Here is a 20,988-nt window from a genome sequence, read left to right on the forward strand (position 1 = left end):
GCTTCCGTCCCGGAAACAGAACCGTGCGGCGCCTTCGCGTGCGGCCTTAGTGGACCGGGATGTCCGCCTTGGCGGCGGGTCCGCGCAGCACCGGCTTGCCCAGCAGCGAGATGACGACGGCGCCCAGCGCCATGGGAATCACGAACAGGAAGTACAGGTCGCCGGGGGTCCAGCCGCCGTCGATCAGGGCACCGGCCAGGATCGGGGACACGATGGCACCCACCCGACCCATACCAATCACCAGTCCCAGCGCAGTGCCGCGCACGTCACTGGTGTAGTAGGTGGGGCTGATGGCCAGCATGCCGGCGATGGGCGCATTGGACCCGAAGCCCACCAGCGCCGCGGCAAACAGTGCCCAGCCGAGTGAACCGGTAGTGGAATTGGCGAACACCACAAACGTTGCCGCACCGATCACGAAGAAGACGGCCAGCACCTTCCGCATGGGGAAGCGGGCCCCAAACAGGCCCAGCATGACCGCGCCCACGATGGCGCCCACGCTGAAGAGAATGCCGGCATTGATCCCGTCCTGGGCCGAGAAGCCGCTGGCGGTGATCAGTTTAGGCGTCCACGAGTTCGCGAAGTAGAAGCTGGCCATCAGGATGAAGTAGGCCAGCGCCAGCAGGATGGTGCGCCGGGCGTTGTAACCGGTGAGGATGTCCGCAAAGCGGGACTTGTGATGCTGCTGGTGCACCCGTTCGGGCAGCACGTCCACGGCGGGCTGGCCAATGGCACGCAGGCTCCGGTTGACCCGTTCCAAGGCACCGGCCGGGCGCCGTACCAGCAGATAGTCCACGGATTCCGGGAAGACCTTCATCACCAGCGGAATCATCAGGAAGGTCACGACGGCGCCGAACATAAACGCTGACCGCCAGCCGTACTGGCTGATCAGCACCCCGGTGACTATGCCGCCAAGAACACCGCCGATCGGCTGGCCGATGCTGACAATGGCCAGCGCCGTGGAGCGGCGCTTGGCGTTGGAGAACTCGGAGGCAAAAACATTGATGGTTGCCTGCAGGGTTCCAATGGCTATGCCGGTCACAAAACGCAGGGCCACCAGCACGGCATAGCTGGGGGCAAAGAAGGAGGCCAGCATGCCGAGGGCAACGATGCAGACGCCGATCAGCAGGGTCTTCTGCCGGCCGATAATGTCGGCCACGGTCGAGACGAAGATCGACCCGACGGCCATTCCCACCAGTGCGGCGCTCAGCAGGTAGCCCAGTTGCGCGCCGTTCAGCCCCCACTCCGCCTCCACGTGGCTGGCAGTGAATGCCATGACCAGAACGTCAAATCCGTCGATCATGTACAGCATGGTGCAGATGGCAATGATGGCCACCTGCCGGGGACTCATCCGGGCTTCTTCGATCCGGTCCTTGATGTGCATCAGATAACGCTAACTGAGAGAAGGGCCACATACAGATTCGATGTCAATCTGTGTCAGTTTCCGCCGCTGCGGCCCGGATGGAGCGATTGGCGGGGAGAGCGGTTTCGCTCTACTATTTCCCTTGGTCAAGACGTGGCCGAAGGTCTTTGCCTCTCCCGTACCCTGCCTTCACGAGGAATCCGTGCCGTACTCCCACGTCTGCCCTGCTGACGCACCCCGAAGGTTTCTTCCCGGTGCATTTCCCGCCCCGGCCTGCCCCGCCGGCCACCGCACCCGGTTACGGGCACTGTGAACAACGAACCGGGCACCGCGTCGGGCACCGCTCCGGACAACGAGCCGCAGATGCCGGACACTGATGGTCCCGCGCAGGACCCCGCACCCGCTCCCGGATACTTTCCTCGCCTACTGTCGGCAGCTGCCCACGTGACCCATCTAGCCTCCGACAGTGTGCTGGAACGGTTTGACCTCACCCGCGACCGGTATTCCCTGCTCAACCGCCTCGCCCTGTCCACAGCCGATGACACCGCCCTTGCCGCCACCACCGGGCAGCCGGCTTCCCTGGACAGTGACCTGGCGTCCCTGCATTCCTCGGGGTACGCCTCGCGTAACGGGCAGGGCCTGTGGTGCATCACTGACGCAGGCCGTCAGGTCATTGAGTGCGCAAAGCTGGCGGAGGCCGAAATAACACTCGACGCCGAGGACAGCCAGGAGCTGCGCAAGGCGCTTCGCTCCCTGATTTCCTCCCTGCGGCTCGACCGGCCGGACGGGACCGGGAACCGCCGGCCCTAGCCCGGCGTCCCACCCGGTCGGGACTTCCCGTCACCCTTCGTGCGGTAAATGCAAGCCCTTTCGGGAATAAATTTCCGTGCTGGCCCGTTTAGGGGGTTGAAACGTTATTCGTGTCCGCGCCCCAGTCAGAGTGCGCGGCCAGACAGGAGTTCCAACCTTGAGCACCACAATCTTGACCCTCGTCGGCAGCCTGCGCGCCGGTTCCGTTAACCGCCAGCTCGCCGAAACTGCCGCAGCGGGCGCCCCGGAAGGCGTCGAGGTTCAGATCTTTGACCGGCTTGGCGAGATCCCCTTCTACAACGAAGACATTGACGCCGAGGGAACTATTCCCGAGACGGCACAGGCCCTTCGCAACGCTGCCGCCGCCTCCGACGGCCTGCTGCTGATCAGCCCCGAGTACAACGGGACCATGCCGGCCGTCCTCAAGAACGCCATCGACTGGCTGTCCCGTCCGTTTGGCGCCAGCCCCATCTCCGGAATGCCCACCGCGGTTATCGGCGCTGCCTTCGGCCAGTACGGCGGCGTTTGGGCCCAGGATGATGCCCGCAAGTCGGTGGGAATCGCCGGCGCCCGCGTGGTCGAGGAAGTACGCCTGGCCATCGGCAGCTCGGTAACCCGTTACGCCGAACTGCACCCGAAGGACGATGCAGAGACCGTGGCCCAGCTGGACGAAGCCCTCCGCGTGCTGGCCGACGCCTCTGTTTCCGCCGTCTAGTTTCCGCCGTCTAGTTCCCGCCGTCCAGGAGAATCCCGGCGGAGAGCAGTCAGCACCCGCACAACAGGGAAGGGACGGACCGGTACCGGTCCGTCCCTTCCCTGTTCTACGTTCTACCTTCTACGCGTTGCCCCGCCTAGTACCAGGCCCTTAGTACCAGACCTGGTCGGCCCAGGCTGCGTCGCGCAGGTACTCCCGCGCCGGGCCGACATTCCATGCCTCCCCAAAGGGTTCAAGGACGCCGCTGTCCCTCATATCGGCAAGTACATCTTCGGAACAGCCCAGCACTGAGCCCAGCTCATGGGCCTGCGCAACAACTACCTCTTCTTGATCGGCCACGGTACGGGCCCCCTTCCCTTGATGCGCCGGATCAGCGCTTGTCGAGCAGAACCGATTCGCGTTCAGGGCTCCATGTGCGTGCGTACAGTCCCATGGCAGCTTCCTCGCGCAGGCTCAGACCGAGCCGGTTCAGGAGCATGTGTGCCTGATAGACAGTCAGGTGCTGTGCGCTTCGGCTAAGCCGGGCCTTGTCCGCCCGGTACAGGTAGGTATCGATTCCCCGGAACCAGCGGCGCCGCCAGTTTTCGACGGCCGATTCCGCCGCCGTCGCCGCCATCAGCCGGTGGGTCGGCATCACCTTGGCGCCCACCTGCACCGACATTGCCTGGCGCACACCCGCTGCGCGCGGGCCGAATCCGGCGGTGCAGCTACGCAGGTGGCTGTCCCAGTAGTAGTCCCAGGAGAGCCTCCGGCGGTCCGGCCAGGCCGATGCCCGCGGGCCCTTCATCATGCTCCGCGCTGCATCGAAAAGCAGCAGTGACCCGAGGGCCCAGCGGTTCTGGACCTTGGGAAAGCGTGCCGTTGCCCAGCTGGCCAGATCCGAGGAAAGCTCAAAAACCTCTTCGGCGAGGGACAGGCCCTCCACGCCGCCGTACTTGGCCAGGTCCGCCTCCACGCGGGGGTCCTGCGGTTCACCGCCGCCGGGGCTCAACCGGTCCGTAGCGGGTTCGGTGATCTGGTGGCTGGTTTCCAGATGGCCCAGAACACCGCTGGACTGGTCCTGCAGCGCCGCCAACAGCGACTGCAGCCGGTCCAGGGTGTCCATGCCGGCCAACACTTTCAGCTTTACGTGAGCGTGGGCCGGGTCGGCACATCGGGTGTAATACCAGCGCTGCGCGCCCAGGATCTGGGCCTGAGCCGCCAGCGGGGTAACCAGCTCTCCAATGATGCCGTCCGCTACATCGAAGCCCCCGGTGTGGATGGAGAGAGACCACCAATGAGTGCCGGTTTGCGTCCGTGAGGCTGGTCGAACTGCAGCTAGCTGACTCATAAGCGTCTTTCCCCTCGGGGTATTGGTTACCGCCGCTGGAGCGGCCTTGCATTGTTGTTATCTGTGGTCAGCCCAATTGGGGCCGACGGTTAGAACCAATCCCAGCTCTTCATCATGATGGCTATCCCCCTTGTGTCTCTTCTGGCTGAAGCTCAGCCGGCGCCTTGATTGACTCCGAAAGCTTCCCCCGCGGTCACGCGGACTGTAAATACCCTCCGGTGCCCGGTTCCGGACATGTCCGCTTCCGGCACACGGGTCAGCCGTTTTTTCTCCGATTTCTGTGGCAGTGCGGCGTATTAGCGGCCCTCCTGCGGATGGACGAGCCGGGTGCGTATGGTGGCATTAACCGGCCATGTCCAACATTTCCTAGTGTGTTGTAGACACAAAACACTTTCGTCACGAGCGGCCCACACTTGCCGCCCGCTGGGTAGGGTGTGCATGGGGGAGGTCAGCTTGCTGCATTGAAAGGATCCGCCGTGCTGTCTCATGCTTCTCTGGATGTTTACCGATTTGCCGTCAGCCGTCCGGGGTGGACGGCTGAAGAGGCATCGGAAGCCCTGGGGTATACGAGCCGGGTCATCGATGCCGCAATAGCGGAGCTCACCTCGCGCTGCCTGCTGCTCAAGCAGGCTGCGGACTGCCCCAGCTACACGGCCGTTTCCCCGGAGGTGGCCCTTGCTGAACTGGTGGATCCGGACGAGCGGGCGCTGTTGGAACTACGCGGAAGAATCAATGCCCGACGCCGGGAAATGGCCGCACTGACGCCGGCCTATGCCGAGGCCCGCAAGCGTCTTGCCGCGGATTCCTCGGTGGAAGTGGTGGAGGACCAGGAGAAGGTCCAGCGCGTGCTCATCGAATACGGTCGCAGTGCCACGGACCGCGTTCTGATTGCGCGCCCGGGGCAGGGCGCCAATGCCGACATTCACGAGGACAGTGTGCAAAAGGACCTGGATCTGCTGCGCAGCGGCGTCCGGCGCCAGACGCTTTACCATTCCAGCACCCGGGACCACGTTCCCACCCGCAAGGCCGTGGAAACCATCACCGAAGCGGGCGGACAATTCCGCACGCTGCCCTATATGCCCCTGCGCACCCTGATCTTCGATGAAAAAGTGGCAGTGGTGGCCCGGCAGCTCCATCCCGGCGACATGGCAGGGCTGGTAGTACGGGATCCCAACCTGATCCGCATTTTCAGCCTGCTCTTTGAGTTCGCCTGGGGGCTGGCGGAGCCCTTCCTCACCGAAAGCCCGGGCCGGGAGGAACTCACCAGCACGCAGCGCTCGGTTCTCACCGCCCTGGCCGCGGGGCATTCGGACGAGGCCATTGCGCGCCGGGTCGGCATCAGCGTCCGGACCTGCCGCCGGCACATCGCCTGGATGCTGGAGGAACTGGGCGCCGAAAGCCGGTTCCAGGCCGGGATCAAGGCACACAAAGCGGGCTGGATTTAGTCGGTCCTGCCGGAGGTGGCACCTTTTATGGGCCGGTCCGACACCCCTGCTCGATTAGGCAACAGCTGTTGCCTAACAGTTAACCCGCAGGGTTAGCATTGAGGGCATGACCCGCGAGGAATTCTCCAATGCAGTAGAACTACCCGTTGACACCATGGCCGCACTGGAGCGTGCCGCCGAATCCCACCGGCACGAAATGCTCTTTTCAAACCGCGCCTTCCACATCAAGCAGTCGGCGGTGCGGGATGTCTTCGACATCTCCATCCAACCCGGCCTGATTTCCCTGGCCGGCGGCAGCCCGTACCTGAAGTCGCTGCCGCTGGAGGACCTGGGCAGGACGGCCCAGCGGATCATCAGCGACCACGGCCTGGAGGCGCTGCAGTACGGCGGCGGCCAGGGCATGGAGGAACTGCGCCGGCAGGCCTGCGAGGTCATGGCCGCAGAAGGGATTACCGACGCCGATCCGGCGGACATTGTCATCACCACAGGCTCCCAGTCAGCGCAGGACGTCGCAGCCAAGGTGTTCTGCGATCCCGGGGACGTCATTCTCTGCGAAGATCCCACATACGTCGGCGCCCTCAACGCCTTTGAAGCCTACGAAGTGGACGTCCGCACCGTCCCGATGGACGCCGACGGCCTGGTTCCGGAGGCCCTGGAGCAACAGATCCGCGCGCTGCAGGCGGAGGGCAAGACCATCAAGCTGCTGTACACCATCCCCAGCTTCAACAACCCCAGCGGGGTAACCCTCACCGAGGCCCGGCGCCAGGCCGTGGTGGATATCTGCAGCCGCAACAACATCCTCATCCTCGAAGACAATCCGTACGGGCTGCTCCGCTTTGACGGCCGGCCACTGCGGCCCATGCGCGCATCAAACCCACAGGACGTGCTGTACCTTGGGTCCTTCTCCAAGATCTTTGCGCCCGGAGTCCGGCTGGGCTGGGCACTGGTGCCGCGGCACCTGTACCGGCGCTTCTACCTGGCCTGCGAGGCGGTGGTCCTGTGCCCCTCCCCGCTGACCCAGATGCTGGTATCCGCATACCTGCGCGAGTATGACTGGATGGGCCATATCCGGGACTCCCGGGAGCTCTATGCCGAACGCTGCTCCACGATGCTCGCCGCACTGGAGGAACATCTGCCCGGGGACGTTTCCTGGACCCGCCCCGAGGGCGGCTTCTTCATCTGGGTGACCCTGCCGGACGGGGTGGACACCTATCCCCTGCTCTACGAGGCGATCGACGCCGGCACCGTCTTTATCCCCGGCGCGGCCTTCACACCCGGTGAAGGGCCCTCAAACAAGCTGCGGCTGGCCTTCAGCGCCGTGTCGCCGGAGGACATCCGGGAGGGTGTCCGCAGGCTGGCACCGATACTGAGGGCCGCCGTCGACAAGGCCAAGGTGCGCCGCGCCGGTTAAGGACGCGGGCCCGGCTAATCCAGGAGCAGGGCCGGTTCCTCGAGAATTGCCGCCACGTCGGCCATGAACCGTGCGGAGAGATCGCCGTCGACCACGCGGTGGTCAAAGGAGCCGCCGAGTGTGGTGATCCAGCGCGGAACCACTTCCCCGTCCACCACCCACGGTTTCTGCTTGATGGTGCCAAAGGCGACAATCGCCACTTCGCCGGGATTGATGATGGGGGTGCCGGTATCAATGCCCAGCGAACCGATGTTCGTGATGGTCAGGGTTCCACCCTGCATGTCCGCCGGCGGCGTCCTGCCTTCCCGCGCGGTGGAGGCCAGGGAGTTCAGGGCAACCGCGAGTTCCTTCAGTGAGAGATCCTGCGCGTCCTTGATGTTGGGCACCATCAGGCCGCGGGGCGTTGCCGCGGCGATGCCGAGGTTCATAAAGTGCTTGATCAGGATTTCGTCGCCCGCCCAGGACGCGTTGACGGAGGGGTTGCGGGCTGCGGCCCAGATGACCGCCCGGGCCAGGATCAGCAGCGGGGAGACCCTGATGCCCTCAAAATCCTTGGATGTCTTCAGCCGCTTGACGAACTCCATGGTGCGGGAGGCATCCACGTCCACAAAGATGCTCACGTGCGGTGCACTGAAGGCGCTGGACACCATGGCCTTGGCCGTAGCCCGGCGGACCCCCTTCACGGGAATCCGCTCAATCCGGGACTCCTTTGCTCCCGCTCCGGGAGTCCAGAACTGTGGCGCTGATTCCCGCTCCGCCTCCCGCTGGGCCTGATAGCTGATGAGGTCCTGCTTGGTCACCTCACCGCCGGCCCCGGTCGCGGGGACGTCCGCCAGGTTGATGCCCAGGTCCTTGGCGGCCTTCCGCACCGGCGGCTTGGCCAGTACCCGCTGGATCAGCCGGTTCACCCGGTCCTGGACAGCAGCCGCTGCTGCGGCTGCCGGGGTTGGTTCCGGGCCGGCCTGCGGTGTCCGGGACGGCTGCGTCCGCTCCGGGGACGCTGCTCCCGGGGTCTGAGTCCGGGGTGCAGCCGGGGCGTCGGCGGCGGGTGTAGACGGTGCTGCATCCGCCGGCACGGTGGAACGACGCCGCGGGCGGCGTTTGACGGCGTCCGGCTTGGGTCCGGTGCCGGTCAGGGACGCGGACGGCGCTTCGGGCGAGGAGTCCGCGGGAGTCTGTTCCGGTGTCCGTGCCGCGGGAAGCGCATCATCAGTGCCATCGCGGTCAGCGCCGGCCGCCCCGCCGTCGACCGCCACGCTGATGATGGGCGTGCCGACGTCGACGGTTTCGCCCTCGCGGACCAGGAGTGATGCCACCGTACCGGCGTAGGGAGAGGGCAGCTCAACCAGGGACTTTGCGGTTTCAATTTCGACGATGACGTCATTGACGGCAACTGTGTCGCCCGCCTTGACCTTCCACTCGACGATGTCGGCTTCGGTCAGGCCTTCGCCCACGTCCGGCAGGTTGAATGTCTTTTCAGTCATGGCTTCTCGATCTTCAGGGCTCTGGATGGGGACGGTGGGCAAACGGCGGGGCCGCGCTCAGGCGAAGGACGCTCAGTAGGCGAAGGAACGGTCCAGCGCCTCGAGCAGCCGGTCAATGTCCGGCAGGTAGTGTTCTTCGACCTTGGCCACCGGATAGGGCATATGGAAGCCGCCGACACGCAGCACCGGCGCTTCCAGCGACAGGAACGCCCGCTCGGCCACTCGGGCGGCAATCTCGCCGCCAATGCCGCCGAACGTCGGTGCCTCATGCGTCACGATCAACCGGCCCGTTTTCTTCACCGAGTCCGTGATGGTGTCGAAGTCGATGGGCGATATGGACCGCAGGTCCACTACCTCCACGGACCGGCCGTCCTCCTCCGCGGCAGCTGCTGCGGCCAGGGCCACGGGCACCAGGGGCCCGTAGGTCACGATGGTGGCATCGGTGCCTTCGCGGACAATCTGCGCGGAGAACGGATCCGAGGTGGGTGCCGAGGTGTCGACGTCGCCCTTGAGCCAGTACCGGCGCTTGGGTTCAAAAACGATCACCGGGTCCTTGCAGGCCACGGCCTGCTGGATCATCCAGTAGGCGTCCTGCGGGTTCGACGGCGTGATGATGCGCAGTCCGGCCGTGTGGGCAAAGAGCGCCTCGGGCGATTCGGAATGGTGTTCGATGGAACCGATGCCGCCGCCGTAGGGAATCCTGATGACCACCGGGGCACTGAGGTTGCCCTCGCTGCGCGAGTGCATCTTGGCCAGCTGCGTGGTGATCTGGTTGAACCCCGGGAAGACAAAGCCGTCGAACTGGATTTCACACACCGGCAGGTAGCCGCGCAGGGCCAGTCCGATGGCAGTTCCGATGATGCCGGATTCGGCCAGCGGGGTGTCCATCACGCGGTCGGCGCCAAAATCTGCCTTCAGCCCTTCGGTGACCCGGTAAACGCCGCCGAGGGAACCGATGTCCTCGCCCATCAGCAGCGAGTTCGGATGGGATTCCAACGCTGCGCGCAGGCCGGCGTTGATGGCCTTGGCCATGGTCATGGTGGTGCTCATGCAGTGTGCTCCCGGGAAGCGGCGGTGGGATCGGCGTCGGAATCGGCAAACCCGGCCTCGTACGCGCGGTGGGCGTTCAGCTCCTCGCGGACCAGCGGGTGGGCTTCGGCGTAGACATCCGTGAAGGCGTCCTCAAACCCGGGCGCTTCCATGGCCTGGACGTTCTCGCGCAGCCGGACCGCCATGTTGCGGCCTTCCTCGCGAAGATCCTCAAAGAACGCATCGTCCACCAGATCCCGGCTCCGCAGGTGTTTTTCCAGCCGGAGCAGCGGATCCCGGTCCAGCCAGGCTTCCTCGTCGGCACTGAGACGGTACTTGGTGGGGTCATCCGCGGTGGTGTGCGCGCTCATCCGGTAGGTAAACGCCTCGATGAGTACCGGGCCGCCGCCGGAGCGGGCGTGTTCGAGCGCCCACCGGGTCACGGCATGCACTGCCAGCACGTCATTGCCGTCCACCCGGATTCCGGGGAATCCGTAGCCCCGGGCGCGGTTGGCCAGCGGAACCCTCGACTGGACCTCGGTGGGAACGGAGATGGCCCAGTGATTGTTCTGGCAGAAGAAGACCACCGGCGCGTTGTAGGAGGCGGCGAAGACCATGCCTTCGTGTACGTCGCCTTCGGAGCTGGCACCGTCACCGAAGTAGGCCACCGTGGCGGCTTCCGGAAGCTTCGGGTTCACCAGCCGGTCCCGGGCCATTCCCATCGCGTAGCCGACGGCGTGCGGAACCTGGGCGGCAAGGACCAGGGTGTAGAGGTGGAAATTCGCTTCCCTGGGATCCCAGCCACCGTGGGAGATACCGCGGAAACGCCGCAGCAGATGCGAGAGCTCGAGTCCGCGGGTGTAGGCCACGCCGTGTTCACGGTAGGTGGGGAAAACGTAGTCCTGCGGCATAAGTGCCCGGCCCGAGGCAATCTGGGCGCCCTCCTGGCCGGTCATCGGCACCCACATCACCAGCTCGCCCTGCCGTTGCAGCGCCGTCGCTTCCTCATCGAACCGGCGGACCAGGAACATGTCCCGGTAGAACCCGCGCAGCTCATCTGCCGTCAGGTCCGCGACGTAGCTGCTGTAGGTCGGGTCATGACGGACTTCCCCGTCGATGGTGAGCAGCTGGACCATGTCGGGGACAGGGTTCTCCTCGGGAGACCCCATCAGGGTCTGCTCGAATCCGGCCGAGTCGAATTCACTGGCCGGCAGGTGTCCTACGTCCATGCCTACTCCTCGCCCGGGCGGCCAAAGGCCACTCCGGCGCTAGAAATATGCCTTGCGGGGAATACATTCCCCGTTCCGCATATATGTGGAAGTTACTTTCCACAGCCTAACGACGGCGCGGCCTTCGGCCCTACCTAGGACACGCTAGGAAACCCGCGGGCCTTTTGTATAAGTCGCACATATTGACAGGAAACGGGTGTTCGCTTCCTCCTCACCAATGGTGACTCTCACACCTTCGGTGCCGAAGGCCCTCACAGCCAGGGCCTTCTGCTCCGCCAGCGCCGCAAACTCGGGGGTGTTCTCCCCCAGAGCCAGCCAGACGAAGTTCCCCTGCGCGTCCGGAACGAACCAGCCCAGTGCCTCCAGTCCCTCCACCACGCGGGTCCGTTCGGTCACCAGTGCTTGTATTCTCTCCACAAGTTCGTCGTGATGGCGCAGGGATGCCACCGCCGCCTGTTCGGCGATGGTGGATACGGCGAACGGCACAGCTGCCACCCGCAGGTACTGGGTGATCGGCGGATGCGACACCGAATAGCCGACCCGGAGACCGGCGAGGCCGGCACCCTTGGAGAAGGTACGCAGGACAACCACGTTGGGGTGCTTCCGGTACATCTCGATGCCGTTGACCGCGTCCGGATCGCGGACGAAGTCCTCATACGCCTCGTCGATCACCACGATGACGCGGGAGGGGACCTTGGCCAGGAAGTCTTCCACCTGAGCGGTGGTCAGCGCCGGGCCGGTGGGGTTGTTCGGAGTGCAGAGCAGGATGACCTTGGTCCGCCCCGTGACCGCAGCGGCCATGGCGTCCAGATCATGGGTGCCGTCAGCCCGGAGCGGGACCTTGACGCTTTCCGCCCCGGCGAGGCCAACGCTGATGGGGTAAGCCTCGAAGGACCGCCAGGGGTAAATGACCTCATCCGCGGTTCCGTCCGCATTCCGGCCGGCATAGGTGGCCAGCAGCTGGTTCAGCGCGCCCAGGCTTCCCCCGCCAGTCACGATGTCTTCGGCGGGCACGTCCAGGAAAGCGGAGAGCTCAGTGCGCAGCGCGGTGGAAAGCGGGTCCGGATACCGGTTGACGGTCGCGTGGTCCGCGATAGCCTTCACTACCGAAGGGAGCGGCGGATAGGGGTTCTCGTTGGAGGACAGTTTGTAGCTTTGCAGGCCGTCGATAACCACCGGAGGCTTGCCCGCCCTGTAGCGGGGCATTTCATCCAGAGCGGGTCTGGAGGAAATGCCGGGAGCGGGAACTTCAGCTGCGTTGGTGTCATTCACGGGTATGGTCATGGCGTTAACACTAAACGCCGCGTTTCTGCCAGCATGGGAGCATGCTCTCATTTGTCCTGCGGATTGCCGTCAACGCGATTGCCCTGTGGGTAGCCGGCTGGCTTCTGCCAGGGCTCACACTGACCAGCTCCACCGGGTCCATGACCGGCAACCCGACACTGGATACCGTCCTTGCGTATCTGTTTATCGGGTTGATTTTCGGTATTGTCAACGCCCTTGTCCGGCCCATCGCCCAAGGCCTGACGCTGCCTTTGGCCATTCTCACGCTGGGGCTATTCCGGATCATTATCAATGCGGCCATGCTGGAGCTCACTGCCTGGCTCAGCAGCTACACACCTATTCAGTTCGAGGTTGAGTCCTTCTTCTGGACAGCCATTCTGGGTGCGGTAATTATCAGCCTTGTGTCCATGGTTCTGGACGGTGTCACCGGCAGCCGCAGGCGAAGCCGGCAATAAACGGACCCCACGCCGCAGGACCTCCGGGACCTCCTCCCCCGGCACGCTATGGCAGGGGCAGCCCGCTGTTTACGAGGCACTCCTCTGTCAGCGGTCCGGGCCTGCCGTCAGCGGGGCAGCGGGTCGGTGCAAACGGCCCGGCGGGCGCTGGGTTCCACGTCCGGAACCACCGGAGCCCCTGCTCCGGCCACCGGACGGAATCCGGGAGCCACGGGCAGCGAGGGCCCCGCTTTAGCTACAGGCATTGACGGCCCGGCGTGGCGCAACGGCACCTGCGTCAGCGGTTCCCGGCTGAACCGGTACAGGTGCCGGGTGGCCACCGTTGCCGTACCAATGGCCGCGCCGAGGGAACCCAGTACCGTCCGCAGGGAGGCATCGTCACTGGCATCGGCCATCGCCGCAGCCTGCTGGTAGTGGTCCAGCCGGTGCCCCGGGCCGAGGCCCACATCCTCTCCGGCGGGCGTGGTCACCGGGTCAAGCCGGGTCAGGGTCACCCGGTCCGCAGTGTCCGGATTCGCGATGCTGTCTATACCCGGCACCCAATCCTGGACATGCTCCAGATGCAGTGCCGGCAGGCCGGGAGGCAGGTCGGTTGCACCCGTGGGGCTGCCGGCGGTCAGCAGGAAATCCACGTCGTATTCACTGTCCCTGCCCAGTTCCGCCGCAACGTTGGCGGCATGGTCACCGCCCTGACTGTAACCGGACAAGATGACGGAGTCCCCGGCCTCCGCTTCCGCCTGGCGCAGCGCCTCCGCCACCCCTGCGGCGACGTAGCGGCTTTCCTCCAGCCGCGATTCTCCGTTTCCGGTGAATCCGAAGGGGTTGGATCCGTTTGCGCCGTCCTGGGTGCCGGGGATAGTGACCACAAAAATGCTCTTCCCTGCCTCGTCTATGCGCAGGATCTCCACCACCCCCTCACGGTTCTCACGTTTCAGCACCTCGGAACGGGACAGGATGGAGCGTGCCGTTCCCTCCACCTGCACCAGCTCGGGTTTGCCCGGCAGGGCCGTGACCGTCACCGGGCGCGGTTTCCCGAACCCCATTTTCCGAACCACCCACATGGCCGCTGCCATGGCCCGCTCATCCGCCGGAGAGGCCAAAGCGGACTCGGTCTGCGGCAGGGTGGGAAACCCGCCGGCCCTGGGCCCGGGAATGATCCAGGGGGCCAGCGGAAGGGGGCCGAGGGAGGGCAGCATCAACTGGATCCGGCCTTCGGTTGCAGCGTACTGCCGCGCGCTTTCCCGAACACCGTCTACCAGCCGGTCCAGCGCGGCGGCACAGAGCGCGAGATTGCCAACCGCACCGGCCAGGTGCACCCTGATCCGGTCCGCCGGGAGGCTGGTTCCGACGCCGGGCTCCTGCCAAAGCTCCGCGGCCTGTTCCCGCAGGCTGTGGAGGCGCTCCGCAGCCAGCTCCATCCGGCCGGCAATCCGGACAAGGTCCTCGTACTGCACCAGGAGACCCGCGGCCCCGCCGGCCACAATGTAGACGGGCTTGTCCCCTGCCGTGTCGGCCGCACCCAAGGCTCCCACGATGTCAGCTTCCTGCAGCACAAATAAGCGGAATCGCCCGCAATTCCCCTACCGCGGCATGCAGGTGGCGGACGGCAGGCGGGAGGTCCGCTATCGCTGCGATAAGACCGTGCCGGAAGGCATCGGCGGCCGGAGACTCCCACTGGACATTTGTCGCACTGGCGACCTCCGCCTCGATTTCGTCAATTTCCGCGGCCAACGCAAGAAGCGAGCGTTCCATCTGCTCAGCGCGCGCAGCGGTCAGCAATTGATCCACGGATTCCTCCCTAGGAATGTCGTTTGTCCAAATCTACGCAGGTGAGGCCGTAAGGCCAGATCTCCGTTCCAGCCGGCCGTCAACCGCGGCTCTCTGTCCCTGTCAACGTAGTTCAGGGCGGGCCGGGCACGGTCAGCGCGTTAAAGCTTGGTGGACGGATAGTTCCGCCCGCTGTGGGGAACCGCACTGTGGAGGGGCAGTGACCCAGCAGGAAAGTCACACACGCGGCGGCAGGCGGCGGCATGAAAGAATTGCCGCATGGCCGAATCCGCATCTGCTCCCCGTGTCTCCCTCGCCTCCGTGACCCCCGCCATCGCGCTGGGCCCCCTGGACGGCCGCTACCGCAGCGCCACCGCCCCGCTGGTGGATTACCTCTCCGAAGCCGCCCTGAACCGGGACCGGACCCACGTGGAGGTGGAGTGGCTGATCCACCTGACCTCCAACTCGGTCCTGCCCGGCACCAAGCCCCTGAGTGAACAGCAGCAGCACCAGCTCCGGGAGATCGTCAGCAGCTTTGACGGAAACTCCGTTGCTGAACTCGGCGAGATTGAAAAGCGCACGGTGCATGATGTGAAGGCCGTGGAGTACTACATCGCCGACCGGCTGGCCGCCATCGGGATCGAGGACCTGAAGGCCCTGGTCCACTTCGGCTGCACCTCGGAAGACGTTAACAACCTCTCCTACGCGCTGGGCATCAAGGGTGCCGTGGAGAACGTGTGGCTCCCGGCAGCACAGGACCTCGTGAACCGGATCGCTGCCATGGCGGAGGAAACCCGCCACGTTCCCATGCTCTCCCGCACCCACGGCCAGCCTGCCACGCCCACCACGCTGGGCAAGGAACTGGCGGTCACCGTTCACCGCCTCTCCCGCCAGCTGCGCCACATCCGCAACACCGAATTCCTGGGCAAGATCAACGGGGCCACCGGCACCTATGCAGCACACTACGCGGCTGTGCCGCAGGCGGACTGGCAGCAGGTGGCCCGCAGTTTCGTCGAGGGACTGGGCCTGACCTGGAACCCGCTCACTACGCAGATTGAATCCCACGACTGGCAGGCGGAGCTTTACGCCGATATGGCCCGCTTCAACCGGATTCTGCACAACTTCTGCACCGATGTGTGGAGTTACATCTCCATTGGCTACTTCGCGCAGGTTCCCGTCGAAGGTGCCACCGGCTCCTCCACCATGCCGCACAAGGTCAATCCGATCCGGTTCGAGAACGCCGAAGCAAACCTGGAGATTTCCAACGGCCTGCTGGACACGCTCGCCTCCACCCTGGTGACCTCCCGGTGGCAGCGGGACCTCACCGACTCCTCCTCCCAGCGCAACATCGGCGTTGCCGTCGGCCATTCACTGCTCGCCATCTCCAACGTGGCCAAGGGCCTTGAACGCCTGGATGTGGCCGAGTCCGTGCTGGCCGCGGATCTGGACACCAACTGGGAGGTTCTTGGCGAAGCCATCCAGATGGTGATGCGCGCCGAGGCCGTCGCCGGCACCCCCGGCATGGAAAACCCCTACGAGCGGCTCAAGGACCTCACCCGCGGCCACCGCGTAGACGCCGCACGGATGCAGGAGTTCATCGCCGGGCTCGGCCTGCCGACCGAAGCGGAAGCACGCCTCCAGGCGCTCACGCCCGGAAGGTACACGGGCATCGCGGACGAACTGGTGGACCACCTGAAGTAGCCGCAGCATCCCTGCCGGTGAGTCGGCGGTGCCGGGAGCAGTCCTCCCGGCACCCCCGGCTGCCGGCACCGGACCGGCACCCATAAACGACGACGGCGGGAGGCGGGCACACAGCCCGGCCTCCCGCCGTCGTCGTTTGTGGTGGGAAAACTAGTCGGCGGCGGCCAGCTGGCCGCAGGCACCGTCAATTTCCTTGCCGCGGGTGTCACGGACCGTAGTGGGCACACCGGCGTCGATCAGGTGGTTGATAAACTCCTGGATGACCTCCGGTTCCGGGGAGGTCCAGATGGAACCGGGCGTGGGGTTCAGCGGGATCGGGTTGACGTGCACCCAGCCGCGGCCGCGGGAGTTCAGCTTCTTGGCCAGCAGGTCCGCACGCCAGGCGTGGTCATTCATGTCCTTGATCAGGGCATATTCGATGGACACACGCCGTCCGGTGACCCGGTAGTAGTTGTACGCAGCGTCCAGCGCCTCGTCCACCTTCCAGCGGCTGTTGACCGGAATCAGCTCGTCGCGCAGCTCGTCATCCGGGGCGTGCAGGCTCAGGGCGAAGGTCACCGGGATGTTTTCCTCGGCCAGCTTCTTGATGGCCGGCACCAGTCCCACCGTGGAAACGGTGATGTTGCGGGCACTCATGCCGAGGCCTTCGGGGACGTCGGCGGCCATCCGGTGCACGGCATTCATCACCCGCTTGTAGTTGGCCAGCGGCTCACCCATGCCCATAAACACGATGTTGGTGACGCGCTCGGCGTCGTGGCCGCCGTCGCGCCGCTTGCCGCCGAGGCCGCCTTCCTTGATGACGCGGTTGGCCTGGACAATCTGGTCCAGGATTTCCGCGGCGGACATGTTCCGGGTCAGGCCGGCCTGGCCGGTGGCACAGAACGGGCAGTTCATGCCGCAGCCGCACTGACTGGAGACGCACAGCGTGATCCGGCCGGGATAGCGCATCAGCACGGACTCCACCAGGGAGCCGTCAAAGAGGCGCCAGAGGAACTTGATGGTGTCGCCGTTATCCGTGGTCAGGCGCTTGACCTCGGTGAGCAGTGTGGGGAACATCTCGGCGGCAAGCTCGGCACGGCGTTCCTTGGGCAGGTCGCTCATGGCCTCGGGGTCCGTGGTGTAGTGCTGGAAATAATGCACGGAGAGCTGCTTGGCGCGGAAGGCGGGCAGGCCCAGGGACTTCACCTTCTCCTGGCGTTCGGCCAGCGTCATATCGGCCAGGTGGACCGGCGGCTGGGATACGCGCGGAGACTTGAACTGCAGCAGCGGGCGGCCGTCCGGCTCCTTGGCCTGCTCCCACCCCTCCGTGGCAGGGCGGACCTGCGGTGCGGTGGCAGACGGAAGCGTGCGGGCGGTACGCGGCTTTTTGGCGGGGGGAGTATCGAGGGTTGACATCGCCACTATTCTCGCACGGTTCGCACGTCCGGAACATTCCTTTTGCGCCGCTGCCACACCGCTGAAACACCGCGGAAACCCGCCGCCCGTAGCGTGGAGGCACACTCCCCGCCCACTGGAGGCAGCATGTCGGATTTGCGACCTTTTTCCGGAGTTTCCGGAGTTTCCGGAGTTTCCGGAGTTTCCGGATTCCGTCCGTACTCAACCCCGCACCTGATCATCCGTGAAGTCCCGTGGAGCAACCCCGTGGGCGCGGATCTGCGTGAGGCACAGCAGGCTGAACTGGATGCCCGCTACGGGACCGTACATCACGACCCGCATCCGCCGCAGGCTGCGGAATCCGCCGTGTTTCTGATCGCCTACGAGCGCAGCAACGGACAGCCGCTGGGCTGCGGCGGCCTGCGCCGGCTGGATACCTCGACGGCGGAGATCAAACGGGTCTATGTGCTCCCCTATGCCCGCGGGTCAGGGGTGGCCACGGCCATCCTTGCGGCGTTGGAGGCAAGGGCACGGCAGATGGGTTTCGCCGTCCTGACCGCGGAGGCAGGCTCCGCCCAACCGGACGGGCACCGGTTCTATGAGAACGGCGGCTACAAGGTGGTGCCCAACTTCGGCCCGTACATCACTGCCGCCGGCTCCACCTGCTATTCAAAAACCATCGGCGCCGCCCTGCCGCTGTAGGACGGGTGCCGTGGGGCAGCCTAATAGTCGGTGCGGTTGGCGTCCGAGGTCCAGGCATCAAACGGCGCCATGCTCGGGGTGCCGTCCACGGAAAGCTGGGTGACCTGCATGGACCGCTCTTCCAGCGGGGTTTCGAAGTACTCATAGAACACGGCGTCGTCGAACCCCGCACTGGCCGCGTCGTGCCGGTCGGCGGCGAACACCACCCGGTCCACCCGCGCCCAGAGTGAGGAGGCCAGGCACATGGGGCACGGTTCGCAGCTGGTGTACAGGACGGCGCCGGTGAGGTCGAAAGTACCCAGGGCGGCGCAGGCGTTGCGGATTGCCGTCACTTCGGCGTGCGCAGTGGGATCGTTGTTGGCCGTCACCCGGTTCACGCCCTCGAAGGCGGCACCCTCGGCAGTGACAACGACGGCGCCGAACGGGCCGCCGTCTGCCGCGACGTTTTCGGTGGCGAGGCGAATGGCCTGGGCCAGGTAGGTGCTGTCCATATCCGAGGTGCTCATTGGCTTCTCCCTTGGTTCCCGATGCAGTGTTGTTGCAGGTGTGCCAGGTAGATGACCGGTGCATTTCCGGCCCGCCTTCGCAGCAGCGAGGTTAGCAGTTTTTCCGGCCACAACGAATATGGGCCACGTCACGAAGGGACATTGCCGGCTGCGGAGATTTCCCGTGCGCGGCGTTCCCACCGCGAGCCGGGGCCTTCAGCAGCGGCCTCATCCCCGGCGTTGAAGATCCCGCACCGGTCCAGTGACAGGCAGCCGCAGCCGATGGAGCTGTCCAGGGACTGCTGCAGTGCCTGCAACCCGCGGATCCTTCCCGCCACCATGGCGGACCAGTCTGCGCTCATGGCCGACCATTCGGCCCGGGTGGGCGCCCGGTCCGCAGGCAGCACGGCGAGGGCATCCCCCACTTCCCGGAGCGAAAGGCCCATCCGTTGTCCGGCGGAGATAACGGCCAGCCGGCGCAGGACATGGCGAGGAAAGCGGCGCTGGTTGGCGCTTGAGCGCTGGGACCGGATGAGCCCGCGCTCCTCGTAATAGCGGACGGCCGGCACGGAGATGCCGGCACGTTCGGCTACCTCACCAATGGCGAGCAGGTTGCGCGGTTGGGCAGGTTCAGTGACTAGTTCAGTGTCGCAGCGCGCACGTCGCGGCCGGTGACTGTGACGCGTATTTGACCTCCAGCGCACTTGAGCACGTTTGCTCAGTGCAGGGGCTGCCATCCGGGCGCCCGGAGGAAAGGACCGCACATGTTCCGCAGGCAGGCAGCACGGGAAACACTGGAAAACCGCTGGAACCTTACCGGGGCGGCGGGGAGCGCAGGTGCGCCCCGGCGTTCTTCCCCAAACGCCGGAAATACCCTGGCATCAATGCTCCCGGAGACCGCACACCTGTTCTTTCCGCCCCGCTGAGAAGCGCTTCCGGCTACCCATTGTCACCGGCCCGCCGCGGTGGGAACGTAAAAACCATCCGTCTTTGAAAGGACCAGCCATGGAACGCATGATCTTCCCGAATCTTCCGGTTGCGGACCTGAAAGCGGCCGAAAGGTTCTACCTGGGCCTTGGCTTCACCAAGGATCCGCAGTTCAGCAATGATGACGCCGCTGCGATGGTTATCTCCGACAGCATTGTGGTGATGCTCCTGCAGCAGGACTTTTACCAGGGGTTCCTGCCCCAGGGCGACACCCCGCATCTGGGGTCCTCCGGCAAGGAAGTCCTGAACTGCATAAGCTGCGAGAGCCGTGACGAGGTGGACCGGATATTGGCTGCCTGCCAGACGGGCGGCGGCGCCGTTTACGCTCCTGCCGAAGAACGCATGCCCGGCATGTACAGCGGTTCCGCCACCGACCCGGACGGTCACGTCTGGGAATTTATGTGGATGGACCCGGCCGGCGTCGAGGAGCCGGAACGGACATTCGAGGTATCCTCCAACGCCACCGTGCAGGAGCAGAACCAGGCACTCTGACGGTTACCCGGCAGGAGCACCCGAGGTTTCCATCACCATTTCAGCAGCCCCGTCGGCGGTTTTGAGGCTCAGCCGGACCTGGATGCCGGAGAACCGGGCCAGGGAATCCGAATGGGTGCCGCCACAGGGAATGCTGACAGTGCCGTCGGGCAGGTCGCAGACCCACCGGCGCATCCCGGTCAGCAGTTCCGAGTCCCGCTCAATGCGGACCGCGGCGCCGGAGGCCACCCAGCCGGCCAGGGTCCGGTTCACAGCCTCCTCCACGACCTCAGGTGAGGCCAGCAGGGCATCCGGCAGGAACCCCTTGCGGCGCAGGGACTTACCCAGCCGGTAGAGGTCCCGGGAACCGAATTCGGAAATGGTGGACGTCTCGATGGCCAGCGCATCAAAATTGGGATTGCCGGCGGCGTCGGCCTGAACGTCCTTTTTCCAGGCCTCGGCCAGCGCCTTGTTCAGCGCCAGGGATGCCAGGTGGCAGGCAGTGTGCCCGGCGGAAAGGGCTGCCCGGTAGCCGTTATCCACCTGGAACCGCACCTCGGAGCCCTCGGCCGGGACGGTCCCGGCGGGCAGGACGTGGACCACGGTAAAGACCCACCCCTCTGTGCCTTTTCGGACCGGGATGTCCCGGCCCAGGAAAAGCGAGCTGCCGTCCGTAGCGCCGACAACGCAGTCTTCCACGGGCACTTCGGTACCGTCCGCGGTGGTCAGCGTGGCCCGGTCCGCCCCCTGGTCCGGCCATCCCGCGTCCACCGGATGCACCGGGGTGCTGTCGGTCAGTACCGCCGGGCGTCCGTCCGGAAGCGTCTGCGTGTAAAGGACAGTTCCGGTGCCGGCAACGGCGCCTGCGGGGTAGGTAACGGTGGTATCGACGGTAGGCAGGCTCATCCGCCCACCCTACCGAAACCGGAGCATGGAACTGTGACGGGGG

The 20,988-nt window shown here is 65.4% G+C and carries 21 protein-coding genes; 8 read left to right on the top strand and 13 right to left on the bottom strand.

What is annotated here, in order from left to right:
• Window positions 1-46 precede the first annotated feature (46 nt).
• Entirely contained in the window at window positions 47-1,381 is a 1,335-nt protein-coding gene (locus MUK71_RS15505) for an MFS transporter (protein WP_227902982.1), read from the bottom strand.
• A 423-nt stretch (window positions 1,382-1,804) separates the two neighbouring features.
• On the opposite strand from MUK71_RS15505, the gene MUK71_RS15510 reads away from it, so the two are divergent.
• Together MUK71_RS15510 and MUK71_RS15515 are read left to right on the top strand one after the other, a co-directional pair.
• Window positions 1,805-2,170, top strand: a complete 366-nt coding sequence (locus tag MUK71_RS15510) for a hypothetical protein (protein WP_227902983.1) — start codon at window positions 1,805-1,807, stop codon at window positions 2,168-2,170.
• A 157-nt stretch (window positions 2,171-2,327) separates the two neighbouring features.
• On the top strand, window positions 2,328-2,885 hold the full coding sequence (locus MUK71_RS15515) for an NADPH-dependent FMN reductase (protein ID WP_227902984.1): 558 nt from the start codon (window positions 2,328-2,330) through the stop codon (window positions 2,883-2,885).
• 150 nt (window positions 2,886-3,035) lie between these two features.
• Here the strand turns inward: MUK71_RS15515 and MUK71_RS15520 are convergent, their stop codons facing one another.
• The gene (locus MUK71_RS15520) at window positions 3,036-3,224 is read right to left on the bottom strand and encodes a hypothetical protein (protein ID WP_227902985.1); all 189 of its coding nucleotides are present in this window, start codon (window positions 3,222-3,224) and stop codon (window positions 3,036-3,038) included.
• Window positions 3,225-3,255: 31 nt separating this feature from the next.
• The gene (locus MUK71_RS15525) at window positions 3,256-4,215 is read right to left on the bottom strand and encodes a lantibiotic dehydratase C-terminal domain-containing protein (RefSeq protein ID WP_227902986.1); all 960 of its coding nucleotides are present in this window, start codon (window positions 4,213-4,215) and stop codon (window positions 3,256-3,258) included.
• A gap of 476 nt (window positions 4,216-4,691) precedes the next feature.
• Between MUK71_RS15525 and MUK71_RS15530 the strand changes: the two genes are divergently transcribed.
• On the top strand, window positions 4,692-5,660 hold the full coding sequence (locus MUK71_RS15530) for a helix-turn-helix transcriptional regulator (RefSeq protein WP_227902987.1): 969 nt from the start codon (window positions 4,692-4,694) through the stop codon (window positions 5,658-5,660).
• Window positions 5,661-5,766: 106 nt separating this feature from the next.
• Window positions 5,767-7,071 (top strand): aminotransferase-like domain-containing protein, encoded by a 1,305-nt coding sequence (locus MUK71_RS15535; RefSeq protein ID WP_227902988.1) that lies wholly within the window; start codon window positions 5,767-5,769, stop codon window positions 7,069-7,071.
• Window positions 7,072-7,085: 14 nt separating this feature from the next.
• On the opposite strand, the gene MUK71_RS15540 is transcribed toward MUK71_RS15535, so the two are convergent.
• The 4 genes from MUK71_RS15540 to MUK71_RS15555 all read right to left on the bottom strand — a co-directional run bounded on the left by MUK71_RS15540 (window position 7,086) and on the right by MUK71_RS15555 (window position 12,097).
• Window positions 7,086-8,555 carry a dihydrolipoamide acetyltransferase family protein gene (locus MUK71_RS15540; RefSeq protein ID WP_227928253.1) on the bottom strand — a complete coding sequence of 490 codons (1,470 nt, stop codon included), beginning with the start codon at window positions 8,553-8,555 and terminating at the stop codon, window positions 7,086-7,088.
• A 72-nt stretch (window positions 8,556-8,627) separates the two neighbouring features.
• Window positions 8,628-9,605, bottom strand: a complete 978-nt coding sequence (locus MUK71_RS15545) for an alpha-ketoacid dehydrogenase subunit beta (RefSeq protein ID WP_227928251.1) — start codon at window positions 9,603-9,605, stop codon at window positions 8,628-8,630.
• Window positions 9,602-10,813 carry a pyruvate dehydrogenase (acetyl-transferring) E1 component subunit alpha gene (gene pdhA, locus MUK71_RS15550; RefSeq protein ID WP_227928249.1) on the bottom strand — a complete coding sequence of 404 codons (1,212 nt, stop codon included), beginning with the start codon at window positions 10,811-10,813 and terminating at the stop codon, window positions 9,602-9,604. The genes MUK71_RS15545 and pdhA overlap by 4 nt, the downstream gene beginning before the upstream one ends.
• Before the next feature lie 144 nt (window positions 10,814-10,957).
• A complete protein-coding gene (locus tag MUK71_RS15555) occupies window positions 10,958-12,097 on the bottom strand; it encodes a histidinol-phosphate transaminase (RefSeq protein WP_227928248.1) in 1,140 nt (379 codons plus the stop codon).
• Between the two features lie 41 nt (window positions 12,098-12,138).
• Between MUK71_RS15555 and MUK71_RS15560 the strand changes: the two genes are divergently transcribed.
• The gene (locus MUK71_RS15560) at window positions 12,139-12,552 is read left to right on the top strand and encodes a phage holin family protein (protein WP_227902993.1); all 414 of its coding nucleotides are present in this window, start codon (window positions 12,139-12,141) and stop codon (window positions 12,550-12,552) included.
• Between the two features lie 107 nt (window positions 12,553-12,659).
• On the opposite strand, the gene MUK71_RS15565 is transcribed toward MUK71_RS15560, so the two are convergent.
• A complete protein-coding gene (locus MUK71_RS15565; RefSeq protein ID WP_227928247.1) occupies window positions 12,660-14,105 on the bottom strand; it encodes a hypothetical protein in 1,446 nt (481 codons plus the stop codon).
• Window positions 14,089-14,340, bottom strand: coding sequence for a hypothetical protein (locus MUK71_RS15570; RefSeq protein WP_227928245.1), 252 nt, complete (start codon window positions 14,338-14,340; stop codon window positions 14,089-14,091). Before MUK71_RS15570 ends, MUK71_RS15565 begins: the two co-directional genes overlap by 17 nt.
• 258 nt (window positions 14,341-14,598) lie before the next feature.
• Here MUK71_RS15570 and purB point away from each other — a divergent pair, with 258 nt between their 5' ends.
• Window positions 14,599-16,020, top strand: a complete 1,422-nt coding sequence (gene purB / locus MUK71_RS15575) for an adenylosuccinate lyase (RefSeq protein ID WP_227928243.1) — start codon at window positions 14,599-14,601, stop codon at window positions 16,018-16,020.
• Window positions 16,021-16,170: 150 nt separating this feature from the next.
• Here the strand turns inward: purB and rlmN are convergent, their stop codons facing one another.
• The gene (gene rlmN, locus MUK71_RS15580) at window positions 16,171-17,415 is read right to left on the bottom strand and encodes a dual-specificity RNA methyltransferase RlmN (protein WP_227902997.1); all 1,245 of its coding nucleotides are present in this window, start codon (window positions 17,413-17,415) and stop codon (window positions 16,171-16,173) included.
• Between the two features lie 246 nt (window positions 17,416-17,661).
• On the opposite strand from rlmN, the gene MUK71_RS15585 reads away from it, so the two are divergent.
• On the top strand, window positions 17,662-18,096 hold the full coding sequence (locus MUK71_RS15585) for a GNAT family N-acetyltransferase (RefSeq protein WP_227902998.1): 435 nt from the start codon (window positions 17,662-17,664) through the stop codon (window positions 18,094-18,096).
• Window positions 18,097-18,116: 20 nt separating this feature from the next.
• Here MUK71_RS15585 and MUK71_RS15590 read toward each other — a convergent pair whose 3' ends face one another.
• Complete coding sequence (locus MUK71_RS15590) at window positions 18,117-18,602, bottom strand: nucleoside deaminase (protein ID WP_269436317.1); 486 nt, start codon at window positions 18,600-18,602, stop codon at window positions 18,117-18,119.
• 128 nt (window positions 18,603-18,730) lie between these two features.
• A complete protein-coding gene (gene soxR, locus MUK71_RS15595) occupies window positions 18,731-19,285 on the bottom strand; it encodes a redox-sensitive transcriptional activator SoxR (protein ID WP_227928241.1) in 555 nt (184 codons plus the stop codon).
• 301 nt (window positions 19,286-19,586) lie between these two features.
• On the opposite strand from soxR, the gene MUK71_RS15600 reads away from it, so the two are divergent.
• Window positions 19,587-20,060, top strand: coding sequence for a VOC family protein (locus MUK71_RS15600; RefSeq protein WP_227928239.1), 474 nt, complete (start codon window positions 19,587-19,589; stop codon window positions 20,058-20,060).
• Window positions 20,061-20,063: 3 nt separating this feature from the next.
• On the opposite strand, the gene MUK71_RS15605 is transcribed toward MUK71_RS15600, so the two are convergent.
• The gene (locus MUK71_RS15605) at window positions 20,064-20,945 is read right to left on the bottom strand and encodes an alanyl-tRNA editing protein (RefSeq protein WP_227928238.1); all 882 of its coding nucleotides are present in this window, start codon (window positions 20,943-20,945) and stop codon (window positions 20,064-20,066) included.
• Window positions 20,946-20,988 lie beyond the last annotated feature (43 nt).

The organism is Arthrobacter zhangbolii (assembly GCF_022869865.1).
Lineage (GTDB): Bacteria > Actinomycetota > Actinomycetes > Actinomycetales > Micrococcaceae > Arthrobacter_B > Arthrobacter_B zhangbolii.